Below are 18,677 nucleotides of genomic sequence, written 5' to 3'. Positions count from 1 at the left end.
CCTCGATGACGACCGTCCCCGTCGATGCGCATTCATATTAATCAAGGAGATAGATATGCCCCGTATGCTGTTGTCCGGTCTGCTTGCCGCCGGCCTCTTCTGTGCACTGCCTGCCAGCGCCGCTTCTGGCTGCATGCTGTTTGCCGATGGCACCGGCAAACCCGTCAGCACCCAGGGGGACTGTGCCGCCCAGTTGACCCCGGCCTCCACCTTCAAGATCCCGCTGGCACTGATGGGCTATGACAGCGGCTTTCTGGTGGATGAACAACTGCCGGCCCTGCCGTTCAAGGCCGGTGATCCTGATTTCCTGCCGGAGTGGAAACAGACCACCACCCCGAGCAGCTGGATGCAATTCTCTGTCATCTGGTACTCGCAGCGTCTCACCGAGTGGCTGGGAGAGGCTCGCTTCCAGCACTACGTGGACAGCTTCGACTACGGCAACCGGGATCTCGAAGGCAACCCGGGCAAGCACGACGGTCTGACCCAGGCCTGGCTCAGCACCAGCCTCGCCATCAGCCCCCAGGAGCAAGCCCGCTTCCTTGGCAAGATGGTGAGCGGCAAGCTGCCGGTCTCCGCCCAGACCCTGCGCCATACCGCCAACCTGATGCGTCAGCCCGACATCGACGGTTGGCAGATCCACGGCAAGACCGGCATGGGCTACCCCAAGCTGCTGGATGGCAGCCTGGACAGGGAGCAGCAGATCGGCTGGTTCGTCGGCTGGGCCAGCAAACAGGACAAGACGCTCATCTTCGTCCACACCGTTATCCAGAAGCCGGGCAAGCAGTTCGCTTCCCTCAGGGCCAGGGAGGAGGTGTTCGCCGCCCTGCCGGCCCGGTTGAAGACACTCTGATGCCAGCAACACCGGCGCCTGGCGCCGGTTTTTTTATCCCCCTTCACCACCACTTCACACTGCCCCATCCTCCCTTCACGCGACCCCGGCACACTCCCGTTCAACAACAAGGAGACGTGTCATGGTCAAACAGATTTTCACCCACAAGATCGCCCTGCTGCTGCTGCTCTGCCTGCTGATGATGATCCCGGTTCACGCCATCATGGAGCTGAATCGGGAGCGCCAGGCCTATCGCAGTCAGGCCATTCACAGCATCATGGCCAGCCACAGCGGGCCCCAGCGCCTGATGGGGCCCGTACTGGTACAGCCCTATACCCGGACCGTCACCGTCGAGCAGGATGGCAAACATTTCGTTCGCAAGGAGCAGGTCTATCGCTACCTGCTGCCCCAGAGGCTGGACGTGCGGGCCAGCATGGAGGTGACCCCGCGCAAGCTCGGTATCTATCAGGCCCAGATTTATCACAGTCGCCTCTCCCTCTCCGGCCTGATGCCCACCAGCCAGGCTGACAAGGGGCTGGTGGCCGGCAACCCGAACCTGAGCTTCGACCCGGCGGATCCCGCCCTGGTGCCGGGCAAACCCTATCTCAGCCTGATCCTCTCCGATGCCCGGGGCATCAGCCGCGTACCCGAACTGCAATGGGGAGAGCAACGCATCCCGTTTGCCCCTGGTGCCCAGCTGGGGGACGGGCGAGTGGGGATCCATGCCCCGCTCAACGCCTTGCCAGACGAAGATGGCCGCTTTCACATCGAGCTGGATCTGCAGGGCATGAATGCGCTGGAAGTGGTGCCGCTCGGACAGGACAGCCGGTTTCACCTGAACGGCAACTGGCCCCATCCCAATTTTCTCGGCGACTTTCTGCCCGGTGAACGCACCCTTGCGGATCAAGGGTTCGAGGCAAGCTGGCAGACCAGCTGGTTCGCCACCGACATGGAGAGCCGCTTCAACCGCATGATGAAGGGAGCGGGCACCAAACTGCCGTCATTCAGCGTCAGCCTGGTGCAACCGGTGGATCACTATCAGCTGAACGAGCGGGCCGCCAAATATGCCCTGCTGTTCATCGGCCTCACCTTCATCAGCTTCTTCATGTTCGAGCTGCTCAAGGGGCTGCGGGTACACCCCATCCAGTACGCGCTGGTGGGCATGGGGCTGGCCATCTTCTATCTGGTGCTGCTGGCGCTGACCGAGCATCTCGGCTTTACCTTGGCCTATCTCATTGCCGCCCTGGCCAGTGTGGCCCTCAACGGCTTTTACCTGAGCCATGTGCTGGGCGGCCCAAAACAGGGCATGGGATTCGCCGCCCTGCTGGGGCTGGTCTACGCCATTCTGTTCGGGCTGCTGCAGGCCGAGGAGACAGCCCTGTTGCTCGGCGCCCTGCTGCTGTTCGCCACCCTGGCGCTGGTCATGGGGCTGACTCGCAAGCTCGACTGGTATCAGGTGATGGAGAACAGTCCCTCCGCCACCGCATGGGCGGCCCCCCAGCCATCGACCAGTGACACCAGCCATCAGCCATAAGCAAAAAAACCGGCGCCCTCGGGCGCCGGTTTGCATTTCATTGATCGGGCATCACTTCTTCTTGACCGGGCGAGCCCAGTTCGGAATGTGGCGCTGGGGCACCCGGGTGATCACCAGCTCGTTTTCCGCCACATCCTTGGTGATGGTGGAACCCGCCCCCAGGGTCGCCCCCTTGCCGATCCGCACCGGCGCCACCAGCTGGGTATCGGAGCCGACGAAGACATCGTCCTCGATGATGGTCTGGAACTTGTTCACCCCATCGTAATTGCAGGTGATGGTGCCGGCACCGATATTCACCCCGGCTCCGATCTCGGCATCACCCAGATAGGTCAGATGACCGCACTTCGAGCCCACCCCCAGCCGAGCCTTCTTCATCTCGACGAAGTTGCCGACATGGGCATCCTGCTCCAGCACGGCACCCGGGCGCAGGCGGGTAAAGGGCCCGACCGAGCACTGGTCGGCAATTTGCGCACCTTCGATGACGGAGTAGGGTTTCACCTCGGTGTGGTCGCCGATCACGCAATCCTTCAATACGCTGCCGGCACCGATGCGCACGTGATTGCCCAGCACCACCTTGCCTTCGATGATGACGTTGACGTCGATCACCACCTCCTCCCCGATTTCCAGGGTGCCGCGCAGATCGAAACGGGCCGGATCGATCAGGGTGGCGCCAGCGATCATCAGCTTCTCGGCCTGCATCTGCTGGTAGCTGCGCTCAAGCTGGGCCAACTGCACCCGGTTGTTGGCCCCTTCCACTTCCATGGTGCTGTCAGGGTGGACGGCGGCGATGGCACAACCATCCCCATGGGCCATGGCGATGACGTCAGTCAGATAGAACTCGCCCTGGGCATTCTTGTTGTCCAGGCGGGAGAGCCAGCTGCGCAGCTGACCACCGTTGGCCACCAGCACGCCGGTGTTCACTTCGCGGATGGCAAGTTGCTCGACGTTGGCATCCTTCTGCTCGACAATGCCGACCACCTGACCGTGTTCCCGCACGATGCGGCCATAGCCGGTCGGGTTGTCCAGTACCACGGTCAGCAGCGCCATGCCATCGTCGGTCTTGGCGGCCAGCAACCGTTGCAGGGTCTCGGGCTGGATCAGCGGGGTATCGCCGTAGAGCACCAGCACGTCGTCTTCGTCATGCCAGAACGGAATGGCCTGGGCGACGGCATGGCCGGTCCCCAGTTGCTGAGCCTGCAGCACCCAGTTCAGGTCGGATGCCTGGATCCGCTCCTTCAGCAGTTCGGCGCCGTGGCCATAGACCAGGTGCAGCTGTTCGGCACCGATCTGGCGGGCGGTCTCGATCACATGGGAGACCATGGGCTTGCTGGCAACGGGGTGCAGCACCTTGGGCAGGGAGGAACGCATGCGGGTGCCTTTGCCCGCAGCCAGGATCACGACGTTGAGAGACATAGCTAGCCTTTGAAACAGGTGGAAATGCTGGGCGGAGTCTATCCAACGGGCAAAAAAAAAGCGACCCGAAGGTCGCTTTTTGCATCACCGTGATTAGCGGTAATTCTTTTTGACGATATCGATAACCCGCAGCTGGGCCATCGCTTTGGCCAGCTCGGCAGACGCCTGAGCATAGTCGATATCACCATGGGAGCTGTTGATCCGCTCTTCGGCACGACGCTTGGCTTCCTGGGCTTTCGCCTCATCCAGATCGTCTGCGCGAATGGCGGTATCGGCCAGCACGGTCACGGCTTCGGGTTGTACTTCCAGCATGCCGCCGGAGATGTACAGCACCTCTTCGCTACCATTTTGCTTGATCAAGCGGACCAGGCCCGGCTTGATGGCAGTCAGCAACGGAGCATGACCGTGGCGGAGACCCAGCTCACCTTCGGAGCCTGATACCTGGGCGGATTGCACGCGACCGGAAAACAGTTTTCCTTCGGCGCTCACCACATCCAGGTGAAAGGAGATCATCTCAGCCATGGGCCCTCCTATCGAGGCTTACAGTTTCTTGGACTTCTCGACGACTTCGTCGATGCCGCCAACCATGTAGAACGCCTGCTCCGGCAGATCGTCATACTCGCCCTTCAGGATGCCCTGGAAGCCACGGATGGTTTCCTTCAGCGGCACGTATTTGCCCGGAGAACCGGTAAATACTTCGGCCACGAAGAACGGCTGGGACAGGAAACGCTCGATCTTACGGGCACGGGCTACGGTCAGTTTGTCTTCTTCTGACAGTTCATCCATACCCAGGATGGCGATGATGTCCTTCAGCTCCTTGTAGCGCTGCAGTACGGTCTGAACGCCACGAGCGGTCTCGTAGTGCTCCTTGCCAACCACCAGCGGATCCAGCTGACGGGAGGTGGAGTCCAGCGGGTCAACGGCCGGGTAGATACCCAGTGCCGCGATCTGACGGGACAGTACGACGGTCGCATCCAGGTGGGCGAAGGTGGTCGCCGGAGACGGGTCGGTCAAGTCATCCGCAGGCACGTAAACGGCCTGTACGGAGGTGATGGAACCAGTCTTGGTGGAGGTGATGCGCTCTTGCAGAACACCCATCTCCTCGGCCAGGGTCGGCTGGTAACCTACTGCGGAGGGCATACGGCCCAGCAGTGCGGATACTTCGGTACCGGCCAGGGTGTAACGGTAGATGTTGTCCACGAAGAACAGCACGTCACGACCTTCGTCACGGAACTTCTCGGCCATGGTCAGGCCGGTCAGCGCCACGCGCAGACGGTTTCCGGGCGGCTCGTTCATCTGACCGTAAACCAGAGATACTTTGTCCAGTACGTTGGACTCCATCATCTCGTGGTAGAAGTCGTTACCCTCACGGGTACGCTCACCTACACCGGCGAACACGGAGTAACCGCTGTGCTCGATCGCGATGTTACGGATCAGCTCCATCATGTTGACGGTCTTGCCTACGCCGGCGCCGCCGAACAGACCAACCTTACCACCCTTGGCGAACGGACATACCAGGTCGATAACCTTGATGCCGGTCTCCAGCAGCTCGGTGCTGTTGGACTGATCTTCGTAGCTGGGGGCTTCGCGGTGGATGGACCAACGCTCTTCTTCGCCGATCGGACCCTTCTCGTCGATGGGGTCGCCCAGTACGTTCATGATACGGCCCAGGGTCGAGGTACCGACCGGTACCTGGATGGCCTTGCCGCTGTTAACTACTTCCAACCCACGACGCAGACCGTCGGAGGAACCCATGGTGATGCAACGCACGACGCCGCCGCCGATCTGTTGCTGAACTTCCAGTACCAGACCCTGGCCTTGGCCTTCGCTGACAACCTTCAGTGCATCGTACACCTGGGGCACGGCATTCTGCGGGAACTCGATGTCCACCACAGCGCCGATGATTTGGACGATGAAACCGTTACTCATGTCAAATCCTCTAAACCTTTGATAACCCTTGCCTTACACCGCAGCAGCACCGGAAACGATCTCTGTGAGCTCCTGGGTAATACTGGCCTGACGGGCCTTGTTGTATACCAGTTGCAAATCGTTAATCAGGTTGCCGGCGTTGTCAGTCGCGGCTTGCATGGCAACCATTCGGGCTGCCTGTTCACTTGCCAAGTTTTCTACCACACCCTGGTAGACCTGGGATTCGACGTAGCGAATCAGCAGGGTATCCAGCAGTTGCTTGGGATCCGGCTCATAGAGGTAGTCCCAGTGGTGCTTCTTGGCGAGCTTGCTGTCTTCTGTTACGGGCAAAGGCAGCAGTTGATCGACTTTTGGTTGCTGAACCATGGTGTTGACGAACTTGTTGTACACCAGATACAGCCTGTCAATCTCACCGTTGTCGTAAGCCTTCAGCATGACCTTCACTGAACCGATCAGGTCATTGACGCTCGGGTTGTCACCCAGTCCGGAGACGTGGGCTTTCACCTTGGCGCCGTGCCGTTCAAAGAAGTTGGAGGCCTTGTTACCGATCAATGCCAGGTCAACCTTGGCACCTTTCGCGCTCCATTGCTTCATATCATTGAGGGCAGCCTTGAACAGGTTGATGTTCAGACCACCACACAGGCCACGGTCGGTGGAGACGACGATGTAACCCACTCGCTTCACCTCACGTTCGATGAGGTAGGGGTGCTTGTATTCCAAGTTCCCCTGAGCGATATGGCCGATCACCTTGCGCATGGTTTCAGCGTACGGACGGCTGGCAGACATGCGTTCCTGCGCACGGCGCATCTTGCTCGCTGCCACCATTTCCATAGCGCTGGTGATCTTCTGAGTGTTCTTCACACTCCCGATCTTGTTACGTATCTCTTTTGCGCCGGCCATCTCTTCTCTCCATCAGGTGGCAGCTTGCGCTGCCACACACGCTTACCAGGTCTGGGTTGCCTTGAAGTCATCCAGCAACGCAGTCAGCTTGCCAACGATCGCGTCGTTGTAGTCGGCCTTGGCATTGATTTCAGCCATCAGCTCGGCATGCTGGGTATTGGCGTAAGAGAGCAGAGCGGCTTCGAAGTCGACGATCTTGCTCAGTTCGACATCGGCGAGATAACCCTTCTCGGCGGCGAACAGCACCAGGGATTGCTGGGCCACGCTCATCGGAGAGTACTGCTTCTGCTTCATCAGCTCGGTGACTTTCTGACCGTGATCCAGCTGCTTGCGAGTGGCATCGTCCAGGTCGGAAGAGAACTGGGCAAATGCCGCCAGTTCGCGGTACTGGGCCAGCGCGGTACGGATACCACCGGACAGCTTCTTGACGATCTTGGTCTGAGCAGCACCGCCCACACGGGATACGGAGATACCCGGGTCAACCGCCGGACGAATACCGGAGTTGAACAGCTGGGAGGTCAGGAAGATCTGGCCATCGGTGATGGAGATCACGTTGGTCGGAACGAACGCGGAGACGTCACCGGCCTGGGTTTCGATGATCGGCAGGGCGGTCAGGGAACCGGTCTGGCCTTTCACGGCACCGTTGGTGAACTTCTCTACGTACTCGGCGTTGACGCGAGCAGCACGCTCCAGCAGACGGGAGTGCAGATAGAAGACGTCACCCGGATAAGCTTCACGTCCAGGCGGACGGCGCAGCAGCAGGGAGATCTGGCGATAGGCAACGGCCTGCTTGGACAGGTCATCATAGATGATCAGTGCGTCTTCGCCGCGGTCACGGAAGTACTCGCCCATGGAGCAACCGGCGTAGGGAGCCAGGTACTGCAGAGCAGCCGCTTCGGAGGCAGAAGCCACGACCACGATGGTGTTGGCCAGGGCGCCGTGCTCTTCCAGCTTGCGCACCACGTTGGCGATGGTGGAGGCCTTCTGGCCGATCGCAACGTAGACGCACTTAATGCCGGAATCTTTCTGGTTGATGATGGTGTCGATGGCGATGGCGGTCTTACCAACCTGGCGGTCACCGATGATCAGCTCACGCTGGCCACGACCGATAGGGATCATGGCATCGATGGCTTTCAGACCGGTCTGGACTGGCTGGTCAACAGACTTACGCTCGATAACGCCCGGGGCGATCACTTCGATCGGCGAGAAGCCGTCGTTGTCTACCGGACCCTTACCGTCGATCGGCTGACCCAGGGTGTTGACCACCCGGCCCAACAGACCACGACCGACCGGCACTTCCAGAATGCGGCCGGTACCCTTTACCTTCATCCCTTCGGCCAGATCGGCATAGGGACCCATTACTACGGCACCAACGGAGTCACGCTCCAGGTTCAATGCCAGAGCGAAGCGGTTGCCCGGCAGCTCGATCATCTCACCCTGCATGGCATCGGCCAGACCGTGGATACGAATGATACCGTCGCTTACAGAAACGATGGTACCTTCGTTACGCGCTTCGCTTTTGACATCAAACTGCGCAATGCGCTGCTTGATCAGCTCGGCGATTTCAGTGGAATTCAGTTGCATGCTCTAATACCCCAATCAAGATTGCAGCGCATCGGCCATGCGATCCAGCTTACCGCGGACCGTGCCGTCGATAACGAGATCACCGGCCTTGATGAGCACCCCGGCCATCAAGGACGCATCTGTGCTGCAATTCAGCTTCACTTTGCGCGCGAGACGTTGTTCCAGAGAAGCCTGAATATTGGCTTTCTGCTGGTCGGTCAGTTCGATCGCCGAAATCACGTCAGCCTGAACTTCTTTGTCCAGTTCAGCCTTGAGCGCGACGAATTCGGCAACGACCGCCGGCAGCACACCCAAGCGACCATTCTCGGCCATCACCCGGATCAGGTTCTGACCGTGCTCGTTGAGCTGCTCACCGCAGACACCGACAAACAGCTTTGCCAGTTCTTCGGCAGCAACGGAGCCGTTTACCAGGCTGTGCATGGTCTCGTTTTCTGCCACCTGAGCGGCGAAATCGAGCATCTCCAGCCATTGGTCAACCGCCTTGTGCTCAACGGCAAACTCGAAAGCAGCCTTGGCGTAGGGGCGAGCGATTGTAGTCAGTTCAGACATAGCCCCGTTCCCGTTACAGTTCTGCTACCAGTTTGTCGACGATGTCGCTGTTGGCAGCCTGGTCGATTTGGCGTGCCAGGATCTTCTCTGCACCCGCGATGGCAAGAGCAGCAACCTGCTTGCGCAGTTCTTCTTTGGCACGATGACGTTCAGCTTCGATCTCTGCACGGCCCTGAGCCAGGATTTTCTCCCGCTCAGCTTGGGCTCCGACAGCGGCCTCATCAATGATCTGGGCCTTGCGTTTGTTGGCCTGATCGATGATTTCAGCAGCCTGAAGCTTGGCTTCTTTCAGCTGATCGGTGGCGTTGGCCTTGGCCAGCTCCAGATCTTTCTTGGCACGCTCTGCAGAAGAGAGGCCGTCAGCGATTTCTTTCTGACGGGCTTCGATGGCAGCCATCAGCGGCGGCCATACGTACTTCATGCAAAACACTACGAAGATGAAAAAAGCAACTGCTTGGCCGAGGAGGGTGGCGTTGATATTCACAGCCGATGTCCTCTTTAGTTAGTTAATGGGTTCTGCGTGAGTCGTAATGACTTAGGCAACCGCAAACATCACATACAGACCCAGACCAACGGCGATCATCGGGATCGCATCCACCAGACCCATCACGATGAAGAACTGGGTACGCAGAACAGGGATCAGGTCAGGTTGACGAGCTGCACCTTCCAGGAACTTGCCACCCAGGATACCGATACCGATGGAGGCGCCGATAGCCGCCAGACCCATCATTATTGCAGCAGCGATGTACAGCAGGTCCATGTTCAAGTTTTCCATGAGGATCTCCATTTATTTAGATGTAATTGATTGTATAAAAAGGATTATTTGAGTTGCATCAACCATGGTCTTCCTGCGCCATCGACAGATAGACGATGGTCAGAACCATGAAGATAAACGCCTGCAAAGTGATGATCAGGATGTGGAAGATTGCCCAAGGCACGGACAGGATCCACTGTGACCACCAGGGTAACAAACCCGCAATCAGGATGAAGATCAGTTCGCCAGCATACATGTTGCCGAACAGTCGCAGACCCAATGAAACAGGCTTGGAAATCAACGTGACGGTTTCAAGGATGAAGTTAACCGGGATGGCAGCAGGGTGGTTGAAAGGCTGAAGCGTCAGCTCCTTCACGAACCCGCTGATACCCTTGACCTTGATGCTGTAGTACAGGATCAAGAAGAACACGCCCAAAGCCATGGACATGGTGATGTTAACGTCAGCAGAGGGAACCACACGCAGATAGGGAACACCCATCAACTGTGCAGCGTGAGGGATAAAGTCAACGGGGATCAGGTCCATGAAGTTCATCAGGAAGATCCACACGAACACCGTCAGGGCCAAAGGTGCGATGACCTTGTTGCGACCATGAAAGATGTCCTTGACGTTACCATTCACAAACTCGACCAGCATCTCCACAAAGCACTGCAGCTTACCGGGCACACCGCTGGTGGCCTTGACGGCAACCTTGCGGAACAACCAGATAAACAGGGCGCCTAGCACGACGGAAAATATCATGGAATCGATATTCACCGTCCAGAACCCGGACCCTACCTGCAGGTGGGTCAGGTGGTGGGAGATATATCCCTGAGGAGTCAGGACTTCTCCGGTTGCAGACATGAGTTTTCCTAATAGTGGTTGTTAAGCGTGAATGAAACTATCCACTGTACAACGAGGGCGAGGATATAAGTGGCGAAGAACGAGGCGGTGTCGACCTCAATCCCGGCGCCAAACAGCAGGGCGAAAAGTCCTGTTGTAGTAATGAGCTTAATCCCTGCCCCACCATAAAAGTCCCGCAAAACCAGGCCTACGCTCTCTTTCGTCACCTTGCGGCGCAGAACCCAGAGCGTGAACAGGGCTTGAGGAACCCAGTACATCCCCCCTCCGTAGAGAGAGGATTGTCCGGCGAACTCTCCCGCCTGATAAAACCAGACGGTGGCGATCGCCAGGATCAGGACCAGCTGACAAACGAGCATAGCCAAGGCCAGCGTCAAACCTTCCAAGGCTATTTTCTGCTTCACCAACCTACCCCTGAACATTACAGAACTGTAAAAAATCGGGATCCGAAGACCCCAGGTTCACAGCTCGAAAAGCCGGTCAAATTATACCCGTGAAGACGGCTATTGCAACATGGCAAAAATCCTTAATTTTTGCGGCTTTCCGCGCGAAATTAAGGTTATGTTCATATCGAAAGTAATGGATGTTTTATTACTACAAAAAGCGTAAAAATCACGATTCTGACAGGCCAAAATAGCCCAATACCCGGTCCAAATCTGCCAAGTTATCGTAACTTATTACTAACTTGCCGCTATCTTTCTTACCCGGCTGAAGTTGCACCTGATTGCCAATTTTTTCAGAAATCTGGCGCTCGAGATAACCAAACTGCGGATCGCGGACGGGTTCAACCCTGGTTTTTGCCGGTTCCAGTGCTTTTTGCACCAGCTTCTCGGTATCTCGCACTGTCAGCCCCTTCTGGGCCACCAGTTTGGCCAGCTCTGACTGGGCCTGGCCGCTCAGGGCCAGCAGGGCACGGGCATGCCCCATGTCGAGGTCGCCGTGTTCCACGAAGCGCTTCACGTCCTCGTTGAGCTGGTTGAGACGCAGCAGGTTGGTGACCGTGGTGCGGGACTTGCCTACCGCCTCGGCAACCTGCTGGTGAGTCAGTTCGAACTCCGTCAGCAGGCGCTGGAGGGCGACGGCCTCCTCGATGGCGTTGAGATCTTCACGCTGGATATTCTCTATGAGTGCGATGGCGACGGCCGCCTCGTCGGCGACATCCTTGACCAGGCAGGGCACCACTTCGAGACGGGCCAGCTGGGAGGCGCGCCAGCGGCGTTCACCAGCAATGATTTCGAAACGGTTTTCACCGATGGAGCGAACCACTATGGGCTGGATCACCCCTTGTGCACGGATGGAGTTGGCCAGCTCCTCCAGCGCGTCCTGGGACATATCTTTGCGCGGTTGGTATTTGCCGGACTGCAGCCACTCCACCGGCAGCTTGCGCAATTCCCCCTGATTGGTCGGGGCCATGGCCTGTTCGGTGCGCTGGTCGCTCATCACCTGTTTCTGGCGGGCGGCCGTGCTGGTGCTGAGCAGGGCGTCCAGCCCCTTGCCCAGCCCACGTTTCTTCGGCGTCATATGCTCTCTCGATCTGCGGTGAGCGGCTGGGACTCCTGTTCCTGGCGGCGCAGGATCTCGCCAGCCAGGGCCAGATAGGCCTTGGCCCCCACCGATGATTTGTCATAGTGCATGGCTGGCGCGCCAAAGCTCGGCGCCTCCGCCAGTCTTACGTTGCGGGGAATGATGGTGCGATAGACCTTGTCCCCGAAATGCTGCTTCAGCTGATCGGACACATCATTGGCCAGCCGGTTGCGATGATCGAACATGGTGCGCAGCACCCCTTCGATCTTCAGCTCCGGATTGACCACGGCTGCCAGCTTGCTGATGGTGTCCACCAGGGCGGTCAGCCCTTCCAGCGCATAGTATTCGCACTGCATGGGCACCAGCACGGAGTCGGCGGCGGCCATGGCGTTCACCGTCAGCATGTTGAGAGAAGGCGGGCAGTCGATGAAGACGTAGTCGTACTTCTCCCTGACCGAGGCCAGGGCGTTGCGCAGGCGGATCTCGCGGGCAAAAAACTCCATCAGGCGGATTTCTGCCGCGGTCACGTCGGCATTGGCGGCGATCAGGTGATAGCCTCCCGAGGTTTCGGGGATGATCACCTCGCCGATGGGGGCATCTTCGATCAGCAGTTCATAGGCGGTGCGCTCGACATCGTACTTGTCGACGCCACTGCCCATGGTGGCATTGCCCTGCGGATCCAGATCGATCACCAGCACCTTGCGCCGGGTAGCGGCCATGGAGGCGGCCAGATTCACACAGGTGGTGGTTTTACCCACTCCACCCTTCTGGTTGGCTATGGCAATGACTTTTCCCACACTGTCCCCTAAATGAATGCGGCGGCCCTATTCGGGCTGGATGGCTTTAAACTCCAGCAGATGGCGTTCGCCTTCCAGTTCCGGCACCACCAGCTTGTGGGTGGCAACCAGACGAATGCTGTCAGGCAACTGTGCCAGCTCCTGCTCGGGGTATTGTCCCTTGAGCGCCAGGAAGCTGCCCTCGGGTGACGGCAGATGATGACACCAGCTCAGCATGTCCTCCAGGGAGGCGAAAGCCCGGCTCAGTACACCATCAAATCCGGTCTCGGGTTGATACTCCTCCACCCGGGATTTGACGGGGGTCACATTGGTCAACCCCAGTTCCAGGATCACCTGGCGGATGAAGTTGATCCGCTTGCCCAGGCTGTCGAGCAGCACGAACTGTTTGTCCGGATTGATGATGGCCAGCGGCAGTCCGGGCAGACCCGGACCCGTTCCCACATCGATGAAGCGTTCACCGTGCAGGTGAGGACTCACCACCAGACTGTCGAGGATATGCTTGACCAGCATGGCGTCCGGATCTCGCACCGAGGTGAGATTGTAAGCCTTGTTCCACTTGTGCAGCAACTCGACCAACTGCACCAACTGGGTCTTCTGGGTTTCGGTGATAACAATTCCGGCCTGCATGAGCAGGCCGTTCAATCTTTGCAGCATGTTGTCCAACGGGGAATTCCTCAGGCGGTTTTACGCAGCAGGCCGTGTTTCTTCAGGTGCACCAGCAGAATGGAGATGGCCGCAGGGGTGATGCCGGAGATGCGGGACGCCTGACCAATGGTCTCTGGCTTGGCATCGTTGAGCTTGGCGATCACCTCGTTGGAGAGACCGTTCACGTCGCGGTAGTTCATATCCAGCGGCAGCAGGGTGTTTTCGTTGCGCAGCTGTTTCTCCACCTCGTCGTGCTGACGCTCGATATAACCGGCGTACTTGATCTGGATCTCCACCTGATCCGCGGCAGCCGCATCGGTCAATGCAGGCCCCACACCCTCGATGGCCATCAGGGCATCGTAGGTCACCTCGGGGCGACGCAGCAGCTCTTCCAGGCTCTGCTCCCGGGTCAGGGGAGTGTTGACCAGGGCGTTGACGGCCTCCAGAGACGGATGCTGCGGGTGGATCCAGGTCGAGCGCATGCGCTGACGTTCCTGCTCCACCTGTTCCACCTTGGCATTGAACAGGCTCCAGCGATGATCATCCACCAGACCCAGCTCGCGGCCGATGGCGGTCAGGCGCAGATCCGCGTTGTCTTCCCGCAGCAGCAGGCGATATTCGGCACGGCTGGTGAACATGCGATAGGGTTCGCGGGTCCCCAGTGTGGAGAGATCGTCCATCATCACGCCCATGTAGGCCTGATCCCGGCGTGGGTGCCAGGCTTCCTTGCCCTGGGCGCGCAAGCCCGCGTTCAGACCGGCCATCAAGCCCTGGGCAGCGGCCTCTTCATAGCCGGTGGTGCCGTTGATCTGGCCGGCGAAGAAGAGGTTCTCGATGCACTTGCTCTCCATGTTGGCCTTGAGATCCCGCGGATCGAAGAAATCGTACTCGATGGCGTAGCCAGGGCGAGTGATATGGGCATTCTCGAAGCCACGGATCGAGCGGACGATCTGCACCTGCACGTCGAACGGCAGGCTGGTGGAGATCCCGTTCGGGTAGAGCTCGTGGGTGGTCAGGCCTTCCGGTTCCACAAAGATCTGGTGCGCCGTCTTGTCGGCAAAGCGGGTGATCTTGTCTTCGATCGACGGGCAGTAGCGCGGGCCTATCCCCTCGATCACCCCGGCGTACATGGGGCTGCGATCCAGGTTGTTGCGGATCACCTCGTGGGTCTGCTCATTGGTATGGGTCACGTAGCAAGGCATCTGGCGCGGATGTTGGCTGGCGTTGCCAATGAAGGAGAAGACCGGGCGAGGATCGTCACCATGTTGCTGCTGCATCACGGAAAAATCGACGGTGCGTGCATCGATGCGTGGTGGCGTGCCCGTTTTGAGGCGATCGATGCGCAGCGGCATTTCACGCAGGCGCTGGGCGAGGGCAATTGAGGGAGGATCCCCGGCGCGGCCCCCTTTGTAGTTCTCCATGCCGATGTGGATCAGACCATTGAGGAAGGTGCCAACGGTCAGTACGACCGTCTTGCCGCTGATGCGGATCCCGCTCTGGGTAACGACCCCGGCGACGCGATCCCCGTCCATGACCAGATCGTCGCAGGCCTGCTGGAAGATCTTCAGGTTCGGGTAGTTCTCCAGGGTCTGACGCACCACAGCCTTGTACAGCAGGCGATCCGCCTGGGCACGAGTAGCCCGCACCGCAGGGCCCTTGGAAGAGTTGAGCGTGCGGAACTGGATCCCGCCGAGATCGATGGCCTGCGCCATGATCCCGCCAAGGGCGTCGACTTCCTTGACCAGGTGTCCCTTGCCGATCCCGCCGATCGCCGGATTGCAGGACATATGCCCCAGCGTATCTATGTTGTGGGTGAGCAACAGGGTATTGAGACCCATGCGGGCTGCCGCTGTTGCTGCTTCGGTTCCTGCATGACCGCCACCGACGACGATCACATCAAATTGTTCATGGTATTGCATTGGGGATCACCTTGATCTGCACGCCTGAAGATCTTTGTTTGCCTGGTCTGAAGGGCGGATCATTCTATCTGTTTAGCATCCGGAGGGGAACGTCTACTTCAGGATCAGTATGGATCAGGGATCAGTTAAATAGATCTTAAGGATCTTTAGATCGATCTTTTATTGGATCTTTTATTAGGATCCGCGACTTCTGTTGATAAGGCATTTTTGATCATAAAGATCATTCGGTTAAGGTCGATCGCTGCTTGTGGAAAAGCTTGGATCCAGAGGGGGCAAACGGAGGGATAACATGGGTTTTTATACACAGAAGCATGGTCGTCAAGATCTAATACATGAATAACTATAGGTTTTGCAGAGCTTAGCACCTAAGTTATGCACAATTATCCGAGCTCATGTGGGGAGCTCTCGGGAAAAACTTATCCGGATCCCCCTGTTAATAACCTGGTGGATAGGGAGCTGGGGATAACCAGGGAGATCGGGGGTCGTGACCGGATCTCCCTGGCCCTGATCAGCCGATCAAGGTCATCCAGTCGTGGATCCAGGTTTCTGCGGCATCTTCGGGGATCTCGTGCTGGGTCACGTCTATTTCCAGGAGATCCCCCAGTCGGCTGGCACCGCACCCGGCCAGCAGCCGATCCAGCGTCTTGCCGCCCTGGCAGAAGGTGTCATAACTGCGATCCCCCAGGGCGATCACTCCGTACTTGAAGGCGGCGAGATCCGGCTGCTGCTCGGCAAGATCCCGGGCAAAGGGCTGCAGATTGTCGGGTACATCCCCCGCACCATGGGTGGAAGTGACCACCAACACGATGGCTTCTGGCTCGGTCAGGATCCTGGCCAGGCTGGCGGGGTTGTGGATCTCCGCCTGGTGGCCCGCCTGTTCAAGCAGGCCGACCACATGATCTGCGACATATTCGGAGGCCCCCAGCATGGAGCCGACGACGAGGTTGAGTTTGGCCATGGAATGGATCCTGATGTCATCGAAAAAGTGAAGAGCGGGGATCTTACCGCCAAAGCATGTGGATAAATATGGATAAAGCTTGGGGATAAGGATCCTGTCCACTTTTTTGTTGCCAAAACCGGTCTCGTGGCCGCCATGCTGCCTTCTTTCCACCTGTTGTGACCTCATCGCACCTTTCGTTGTCAAACGACACTTCAAAACATCAATTAACAATGCAGATGCAAATGATTAGCAATTATTGAATCGATTCGATCACGGCACCTGTAGTAGCATGGCGCTGCTTTATTCGCCTGAGGCGCCGGGCTGACCGGTCCAATTGGGCACCCATAATAAGAAATCAAACATAACTTATTGATATTTGAGACACTTATATGATTGCGCAAAAAAATACCCCGAATGCCGTGATGCGAAAGAGAGGCGCACAGCTGCTGCCGCTCTCCTGTCTGCTGGCGTCCCTGCCCGTGTTGGCGGCGGAACAGACGGATAAAGAGTTGCCCAAGGCGGGTGAAACCATGGTCGTGACCGGGACCGCCATGAAGGTCGAGGTCCCCATGGCAGAGACCCCCCGTGCCGTCTCCGTGGTCAATCGCGAAGAGCTGGACCAGCACGCCGTACTCAAGCTCGACGAGTCCCTGCGCTATCGCTCCGGCGTCCTGTCCCAGTCCTATGGTTCGGACACGGATGCTGACTGGTTCAAGGTGCGCGGCTTCGATGCGGCTTCTTACCTGGATGGCAACCGCCTGTTCAGCACCGGTTACTATGTCTGGACCCCGGAACCCTTCGGCCTTGAGAGCGTGGAAGTGCTCAAAGGCCCGGCCTCCATTCTGTATGGCGAAGCCCCTCCCGGAGGCGTCATCAACGCCATCAGCAAGCGTCCGACAGCGACCCCGCAGGGTCTGGTGAACCTGCAACTGGGCAACCGGGATCTGCGCCAGGTCGGGGTGGATGTCTCTGACTCTCTTACCGACAACAGCCGTTATCGTCTGGTGGCCCTCTACAACGAGCGGGACGGCGTGCTGGATGGCACCTACAACGAGCGCGCCTATCTGGCGCCGAGCGTAACTCTGGATATTTCGGATCGCACCACGCTGACGCTGCTTTCCAGCTTCAAGCACGATGAAGGGGTGCCGACCAACGGCTTCTTCCCGGTTTACGGCACCCTGAATACCTCCGGCGGCCAGATCGATCCCTCCACCAACCTGAGCCAGCCGGATTACGACCGCAATCGCAATACCCAGATCTCCGCCGGGTACGAGCTGGCCCACCAGCTCAACCAGACCTGGGAGTTCAAGCAGAACGTTCGCTTCAACTACAACGATCTGCTGCTGCGCCAGACCTACATCTTCCCGACCTATGAAGGCACCACCGCCTACCGCGGCCTGGTCTACCGGGATGGGGATACCAAGAGCGCCACCATGGACAACCAGATGGTGGGCTACTGGAACACCGACAGCACGGAGCAGACCCTGCTGCTGGGGGTGGATCTGCAGCGCCATGTGAATGAAGGCCAGGAAGCCGACAACTATGGCATGGGCGCCATCAACACCATGAACCCGGATTACAGCGGTTTCCCCGGTTTTGATGAATCCACCGCGACCCATCAGAGGAGCACCAAGGGTCAGAGCGGCCTCTATGCCCAGCACCAGATCCGCTGGGATGATCGCTGGCTGCTGACCGCGGGCGGTCGTTTCGATTACGTGGAAACCCACAACATCAGCGAAGCCAAGAGCAAGAACGAGAAACAGTACGACGACAACCTCTCTCTCTCCGGCAGCCTGATGTACCTGGCCGACAACGGTCTCTCCCCTTACTTCGCCTATGCGGAATCCTTCGAAGTGCTGCCGGGGATAGACCCCAACACCGGCAACTCCTACAAGCCGCTGGAAGGCAAGCTCTACGAGACCGGCGTCAAGTACGCACCCAGCTTCCTCGATGGCTACATCAACCTGGCGCTGTTCGATCTGGAGCAGACCAACTCCCTGGTCTCTACCGGCTCCGGCCAGCAGACCCAGGCCGGTGAAGTGACCTCCCAGGGGGTCGAGCTGGAGGGGAGCGTGCAGGCCACCGAGGCCTTGCGCCTGACCGCTGCCTATACCTATACCGATGCCAAGACCAACGACACCGGCAACGGCGATCGTCGTGCGAGCCTGATCCCGCGCCACCAGGCCTCCTTCTGGGGCAACTACAAGGTGCAGCAGGGCCCGGTATCCGGTCTTGAGCTGGGTTCCGGCGTGCGCTATGTGGGTTCCAGCGTCGGCATCGGCGCGGTGAATGCGGACTACTCCCCCATCTATGGTTCCGCCCAGGTACCGGCACACACCGTATGGGATGCGATGATCGGGTATGACTTTGCCAAGAACTGGCGTGCCCAGATCAACGTCAACAACCTGCTGAACGACACCTATGTGGCGAGCTGCGACTACTACTGCTACTACGGCGAGCCGCGCAGCATAGTCGGCACCGTCAACTACCGCTGGTAAGCG

The 18,677-nt window shown here is 58.6% G+C and carries 18 protein-coding genes; 3 read left to right on the top strand and 15 right to left on the bottom strand.

The window, feature by feature from the left end:
* Nucleotides 1-55: 55 nt before the first annotated feature.
* On the top strand, nt 56-850 hold the full coding sequence (locus AB5Y68_RS14845) for a class D beta-lactamase OXA-1160 (protein WP_010672256.1): 795 nt from the start codon (nt 56-58) through the stop codon (nt 848-850).
* Between the two features lie 121 nt (nt 851-971).
* Entirely contained in the window at nt 972-2,363 is a 1,392-nt protein-coding gene (gene creD / locus AB5Y68_RS14840) for a cell envelope integrity protein CreD (RefSeq protein WP_039040625.1), read from the top strand.
* A 51-nt stretch (nt 2,364-2,414) separates the two neighbouring features.
* On the opposite strand, the gene glmU is transcribed toward creD, so the two are convergent.
* The 15 genes from glmU to mioC form a co-directional block, all read right to left on the bottom strand.
* Nucleotides 2,415-3,776 carry a bifunctional UDP-N-acetylglucosamine diphosphorylase/glucosamine-1-phosphate N-acetyltransferase GlmU gene (glmU, locus tag AB5Y68_RS14835; protein WP_039040626.1) on the bottom strand — a complete coding sequence of 454 codons (1,362 nt, stop codon included), beginning with the start codon at nt 3,774-3,776 and terminating at the stop codon, nt 2,415-2,417.
* A gap of 93 nt (nt 3,777-3,869) precedes the next feature.
* Entirely contained in the window at nt 3,870-4,298 is a 429-nt protein-coding gene (locus AB5Y68_RS14830) for a F0F1 ATP synthase subunit epsilon (RefSeq protein WP_010672259.1), read from the bottom strand.
* A gap of 18 nt (nt 4,299-4,316) precedes the next feature.
* A complete protein-coding gene (gene atpD / locus AB5Y68_RS14825; protein WP_010672260.1) occupies nt 4,317-5,705 on the bottom strand; it encodes a F0F1 ATP synthase subunit beta in 1,389 nt (462 codons plus the stop codon).
* Between the two features lie 33 nt (nt 5,706-5,738).
* Complete coding sequence (atpG, locus tag AB5Y68_RS14820; protein WP_010672261.1) at nt 5,739-6,605, bottom strand: F0F1 ATP synthase subunit gamma; 867 nt, start codon at nt 6,603-6,605, stop codon at nt 5,739-5,741.
* Between the two features lie 42 nt (nt 6,606-6,647).
* Nucleotides 6,648-8,189, bottom strand: coding sequence for a F0F1 ATP synthase subunit alpha (gene atpA / locus AB5Y68_RS14815; RefSeq protein WP_010672262.1), 1,542 nt, complete (start codon nt 8,187-8,189; stop codon nt 6,648-6,650).
* A gap of 15 nt (nt 8,190-8,204) precedes the next feature.
* Nucleotides 8,205-8,738 carry a F0F1 ATP synthase subunit delta gene (atpH, locus tag AB5Y68_RS14810; RefSeq protein WP_010672263.1) on the bottom strand — a complete coding sequence of 178 codons (534 nt, stop codon included), beginning with the start codon at nt 8,736-8,738 and terminating at the stop codon, nt 8,205-8,207.
* Nucleotides 8,739-8,751: 13 nt separating this feature from the next.
* Entirely contained in the window at nt 8,752-9,222 is a 471-nt protein-coding gene (gene atpF, locus AB5Y68_RS14805; protein WP_010672264.1) for a F0F1 ATP synthase subunit B, read from the bottom strand.
* Between the two features lie 51 nt (nt 9,223-9,273).
* A complete protein-coding gene (atpE, locus tag AB5Y68_RS14800; RefSeq protein WP_368207299.1) occupies nt 9,274-9,513 on the bottom strand; it encodes a F0F1 ATP synthase subunit C in 240 nt (79 codons plus the stop codon).
* Between the two features lie 58 nt (nt 9,514-9,571).
* Nucleotides 9,572-10,354: a F0F1 ATP synthase subunit A gene (gene atpB, locus AB5Y68_RS14795; RefSeq protein WP_010672266.1), complete on the bottom strand. Its 783-nt coding sequence runs from the start codon at nt 10,352-10,354 to the stop codon at nt 9,572-9,574.
* Nucleotides 10,355-10,362: 8 nt separating this feature from the next.
* Nucleotides 10,363-10,773 carry an ATP synthase subunit I gene (locus AB5Y68_RS14790; protein ID WP_010672267.1) on the bottom strand — a complete coding sequence of 137 codons (411 nt, stop codon included), beginning with the start codon at nt 10,771-10,773 and terminating at the stop codon, nt 10,363-10,365.
* 190 nt (nt 10,774-10,963) lie between these two features.
* Entirely contained in the window at nt 10,964-11,872 is a 909-nt protein-coding gene (locus AB5Y68_RS14785; protein WP_010672268.1) for a ParB/RepB/Spo0J family partition protein, read from the bottom strand.
* Nucleotides 11,869-12,672 carry a ParA family protein gene (locus tag AB5Y68_RS14780; RefSeq protein ID WP_039040627.1) on the bottom strand — a complete coding sequence of 268 codons (804 nt, stop codon included), beginning with the start codon at nt 12,670-12,672 and terminating at the stop codon, nt 11,869-11,871. Before AB5Y68_RS14780 ends, AB5Y68_RS14785 begins: the two co-directional genes overlap by 4 nt.
* 27 nt (nt 12,673-12,699) lie before the next feature.
* Nucleotides 12,700-13,326 (bottom strand): 16S rRNA (guanine(527)-N(7))-methyltransferase RsmG, encoded by a 627-nt coding sequence (gene rsmG / locus AB5Y68_RS14775; protein ID WP_010672270.1) that lies wholly within the window; start codon nt 13,324-13,326, stop codon nt 12,700-12,702.
* A 20-nt stretch (nt 13,327-13,346) separates the two neighbouring features.
* The gene (gene mnmG, locus AB5Y68_RS14770; protein WP_010672271.1) at nt 13,347-15,236 is read right to left on the bottom strand and encodes a tRNA uridine-5-carboxymethylaminomethyl(34) synthesis enzyme MnmG; all 1,890 of its coding nucleotides are present in this window, start codon (nt 15,234-15,236) and stop codon (nt 13,347-13,349) included.
* A 508-nt stretch (nt 15,237-15,744) separates the two neighbouring features.
* Nucleotides 15,745-16,194 (bottom strand): FMN-binding protein MioC, encoded by a 450-nt coding sequence (mioC, locus tag AB5Y68_RS14765; RefSeq protein WP_039040628.1) that lies wholly within the window; start codon nt 16,192-16,194, stop codon nt 15,745-15,747.
* Nucleotides 16,195-16,565: 371 nt separating this feature from the next.
* On the opposite strand from mioC, the gene AB5Y68_RS14760 reads away from it, so the two are divergent.
* Entirely contained in the window at nt 16,566-18,674 is a 2,109-nt protein-coding gene (locus tag AB5Y68_RS14760; RefSeq protein ID WP_039040629.1) for a TonB-dependent siderophore receptor, read from the top strand.
* Nucleotides 18,675-18,677: the final 3 nt, after the last annotated feature.

It is taken from the genome of Aeromonas sp. R6-1 (genome assembly GCF_040908165.1).
GTDB classification, from domain to species: Bacteria; Pseudomonadota; Gammaproteobacteria; order Enterobacterales; family Aeromonadaceae; genus Aeromonas; species Aeromonas caviae.
The sequence above is the reverse complement of the archived record's forward strand: the minus strand, read 5'-3'. Positions and strand labels throughout refer to the sequence as shown.

Bases quoted from the DNA above. Each gene is read 5' to 3' on its own strand.
- AB5Y68_RS14845 (WP_010672256.1), top strand. From the start codon at position 56: ATGCCCCGTATGCTGTTGTCCGGTCTGCTTGCCGCCGGCCTCTTCTGT.
- creD (WP_039040625.1), top strand. From the start codon at position 972: ATGGTCAAACAGATTTTCACCCACAAGATCGCCCTGCTGCTGCTGCTC.
- glmU (WP_039040626.1), bottom strand. From the start codon at position 3,776: ATGTCTCTCAACGTCGTGATCCTGGCTGCGGGCAAAGGCACCCGCATG.
- AB5Y68_RS14830 (WP_010672259.1), bottom strand. From the start codon at position 4,298: ATGGCTGAGATGATCTCCTTTCACCTGGATGTGGTGAGCGCCGAAGGA.
- atpD (WP_010672260.1), bottom strand. From the start codon at position 5,705: ATGAGTAACGGTTTCATCGTCCAAATCATCGGCGCTGTGGTGGACATC.
- atpG (WP_010672261.1), bottom strand. From the start codon at position 6,605: ATGGCCGGCGCAAAAGAGATACGTAACAAGATCGGGAGTGTGAAGAAC.
- atpA (WP_010672262.1), bottom strand. From the start codon at position 8,189: ATGCAACTGAATTCCACTGAAATCGCCGAGCTGATCAAGCAGCGCATT.
- atpH (WP_010672263.1), bottom strand. From the start codon at position 8,738: ATGTCTGAACTGACTACAATCGCTCGCCCCTACGCCAAGGCTGCTTTC.
- atpE (WP_368207299.1), bottom strand. From the start codon at position 9,513: ATGGAAAACTTGAACATGGACCTGCTGTACATCGCTGCTGCAATAATG.
- atpB (WP_010672266.1), bottom strand. From the start codon at position 10,354: ATGTCTGCAACCGGAGAAGTCCTGACTCCTCAGGGATATATCTCCCAC.
- AB5Y68_RS14790 (WP_010672267.1), bottom strand. From the start codon at position 10,773: ATGTTCAGGGGTAGGTTGGTGAAGCAGAAAATAGCCTTGGAAGGTTTG.
- AB5Y68_RS14785 (WP_010672268.1), bottom strand. From the start codon at position 11,872: ATGACGCCGAAGAAACGTGGGCTGGGCAAGGGGCTGGACGCCCTGCTC.
- rsmG (WP_010672270.1), bottom strand. From the start codon at position 13,326: ATGCTGCAAAGATTGAACGGCCTGCTCATGCAGGCCGGAATTGTTATC.
- mnmG (WP_010672271.1), bottom strand. From the start codon at position 15,236: ATGCAATACCATGAACAATTTGATGTGATCGTCGTCGGTGGCGGTCAT.
- mioC (WP_039040628.1), bottom strand. From the start codon at position 16,194: ATGGCCAAACTCAACCTCGTCGTCGGCTCCATGCTGGGGGCCTCCGAA.
- AB5Y68_RS14760 (WP_039040629.1), top strand. From the start codon at position 16,566: ATGATTGCGCAAAAAAATACCCCGAATGCCGTGATGCGAAAGAGAGGC.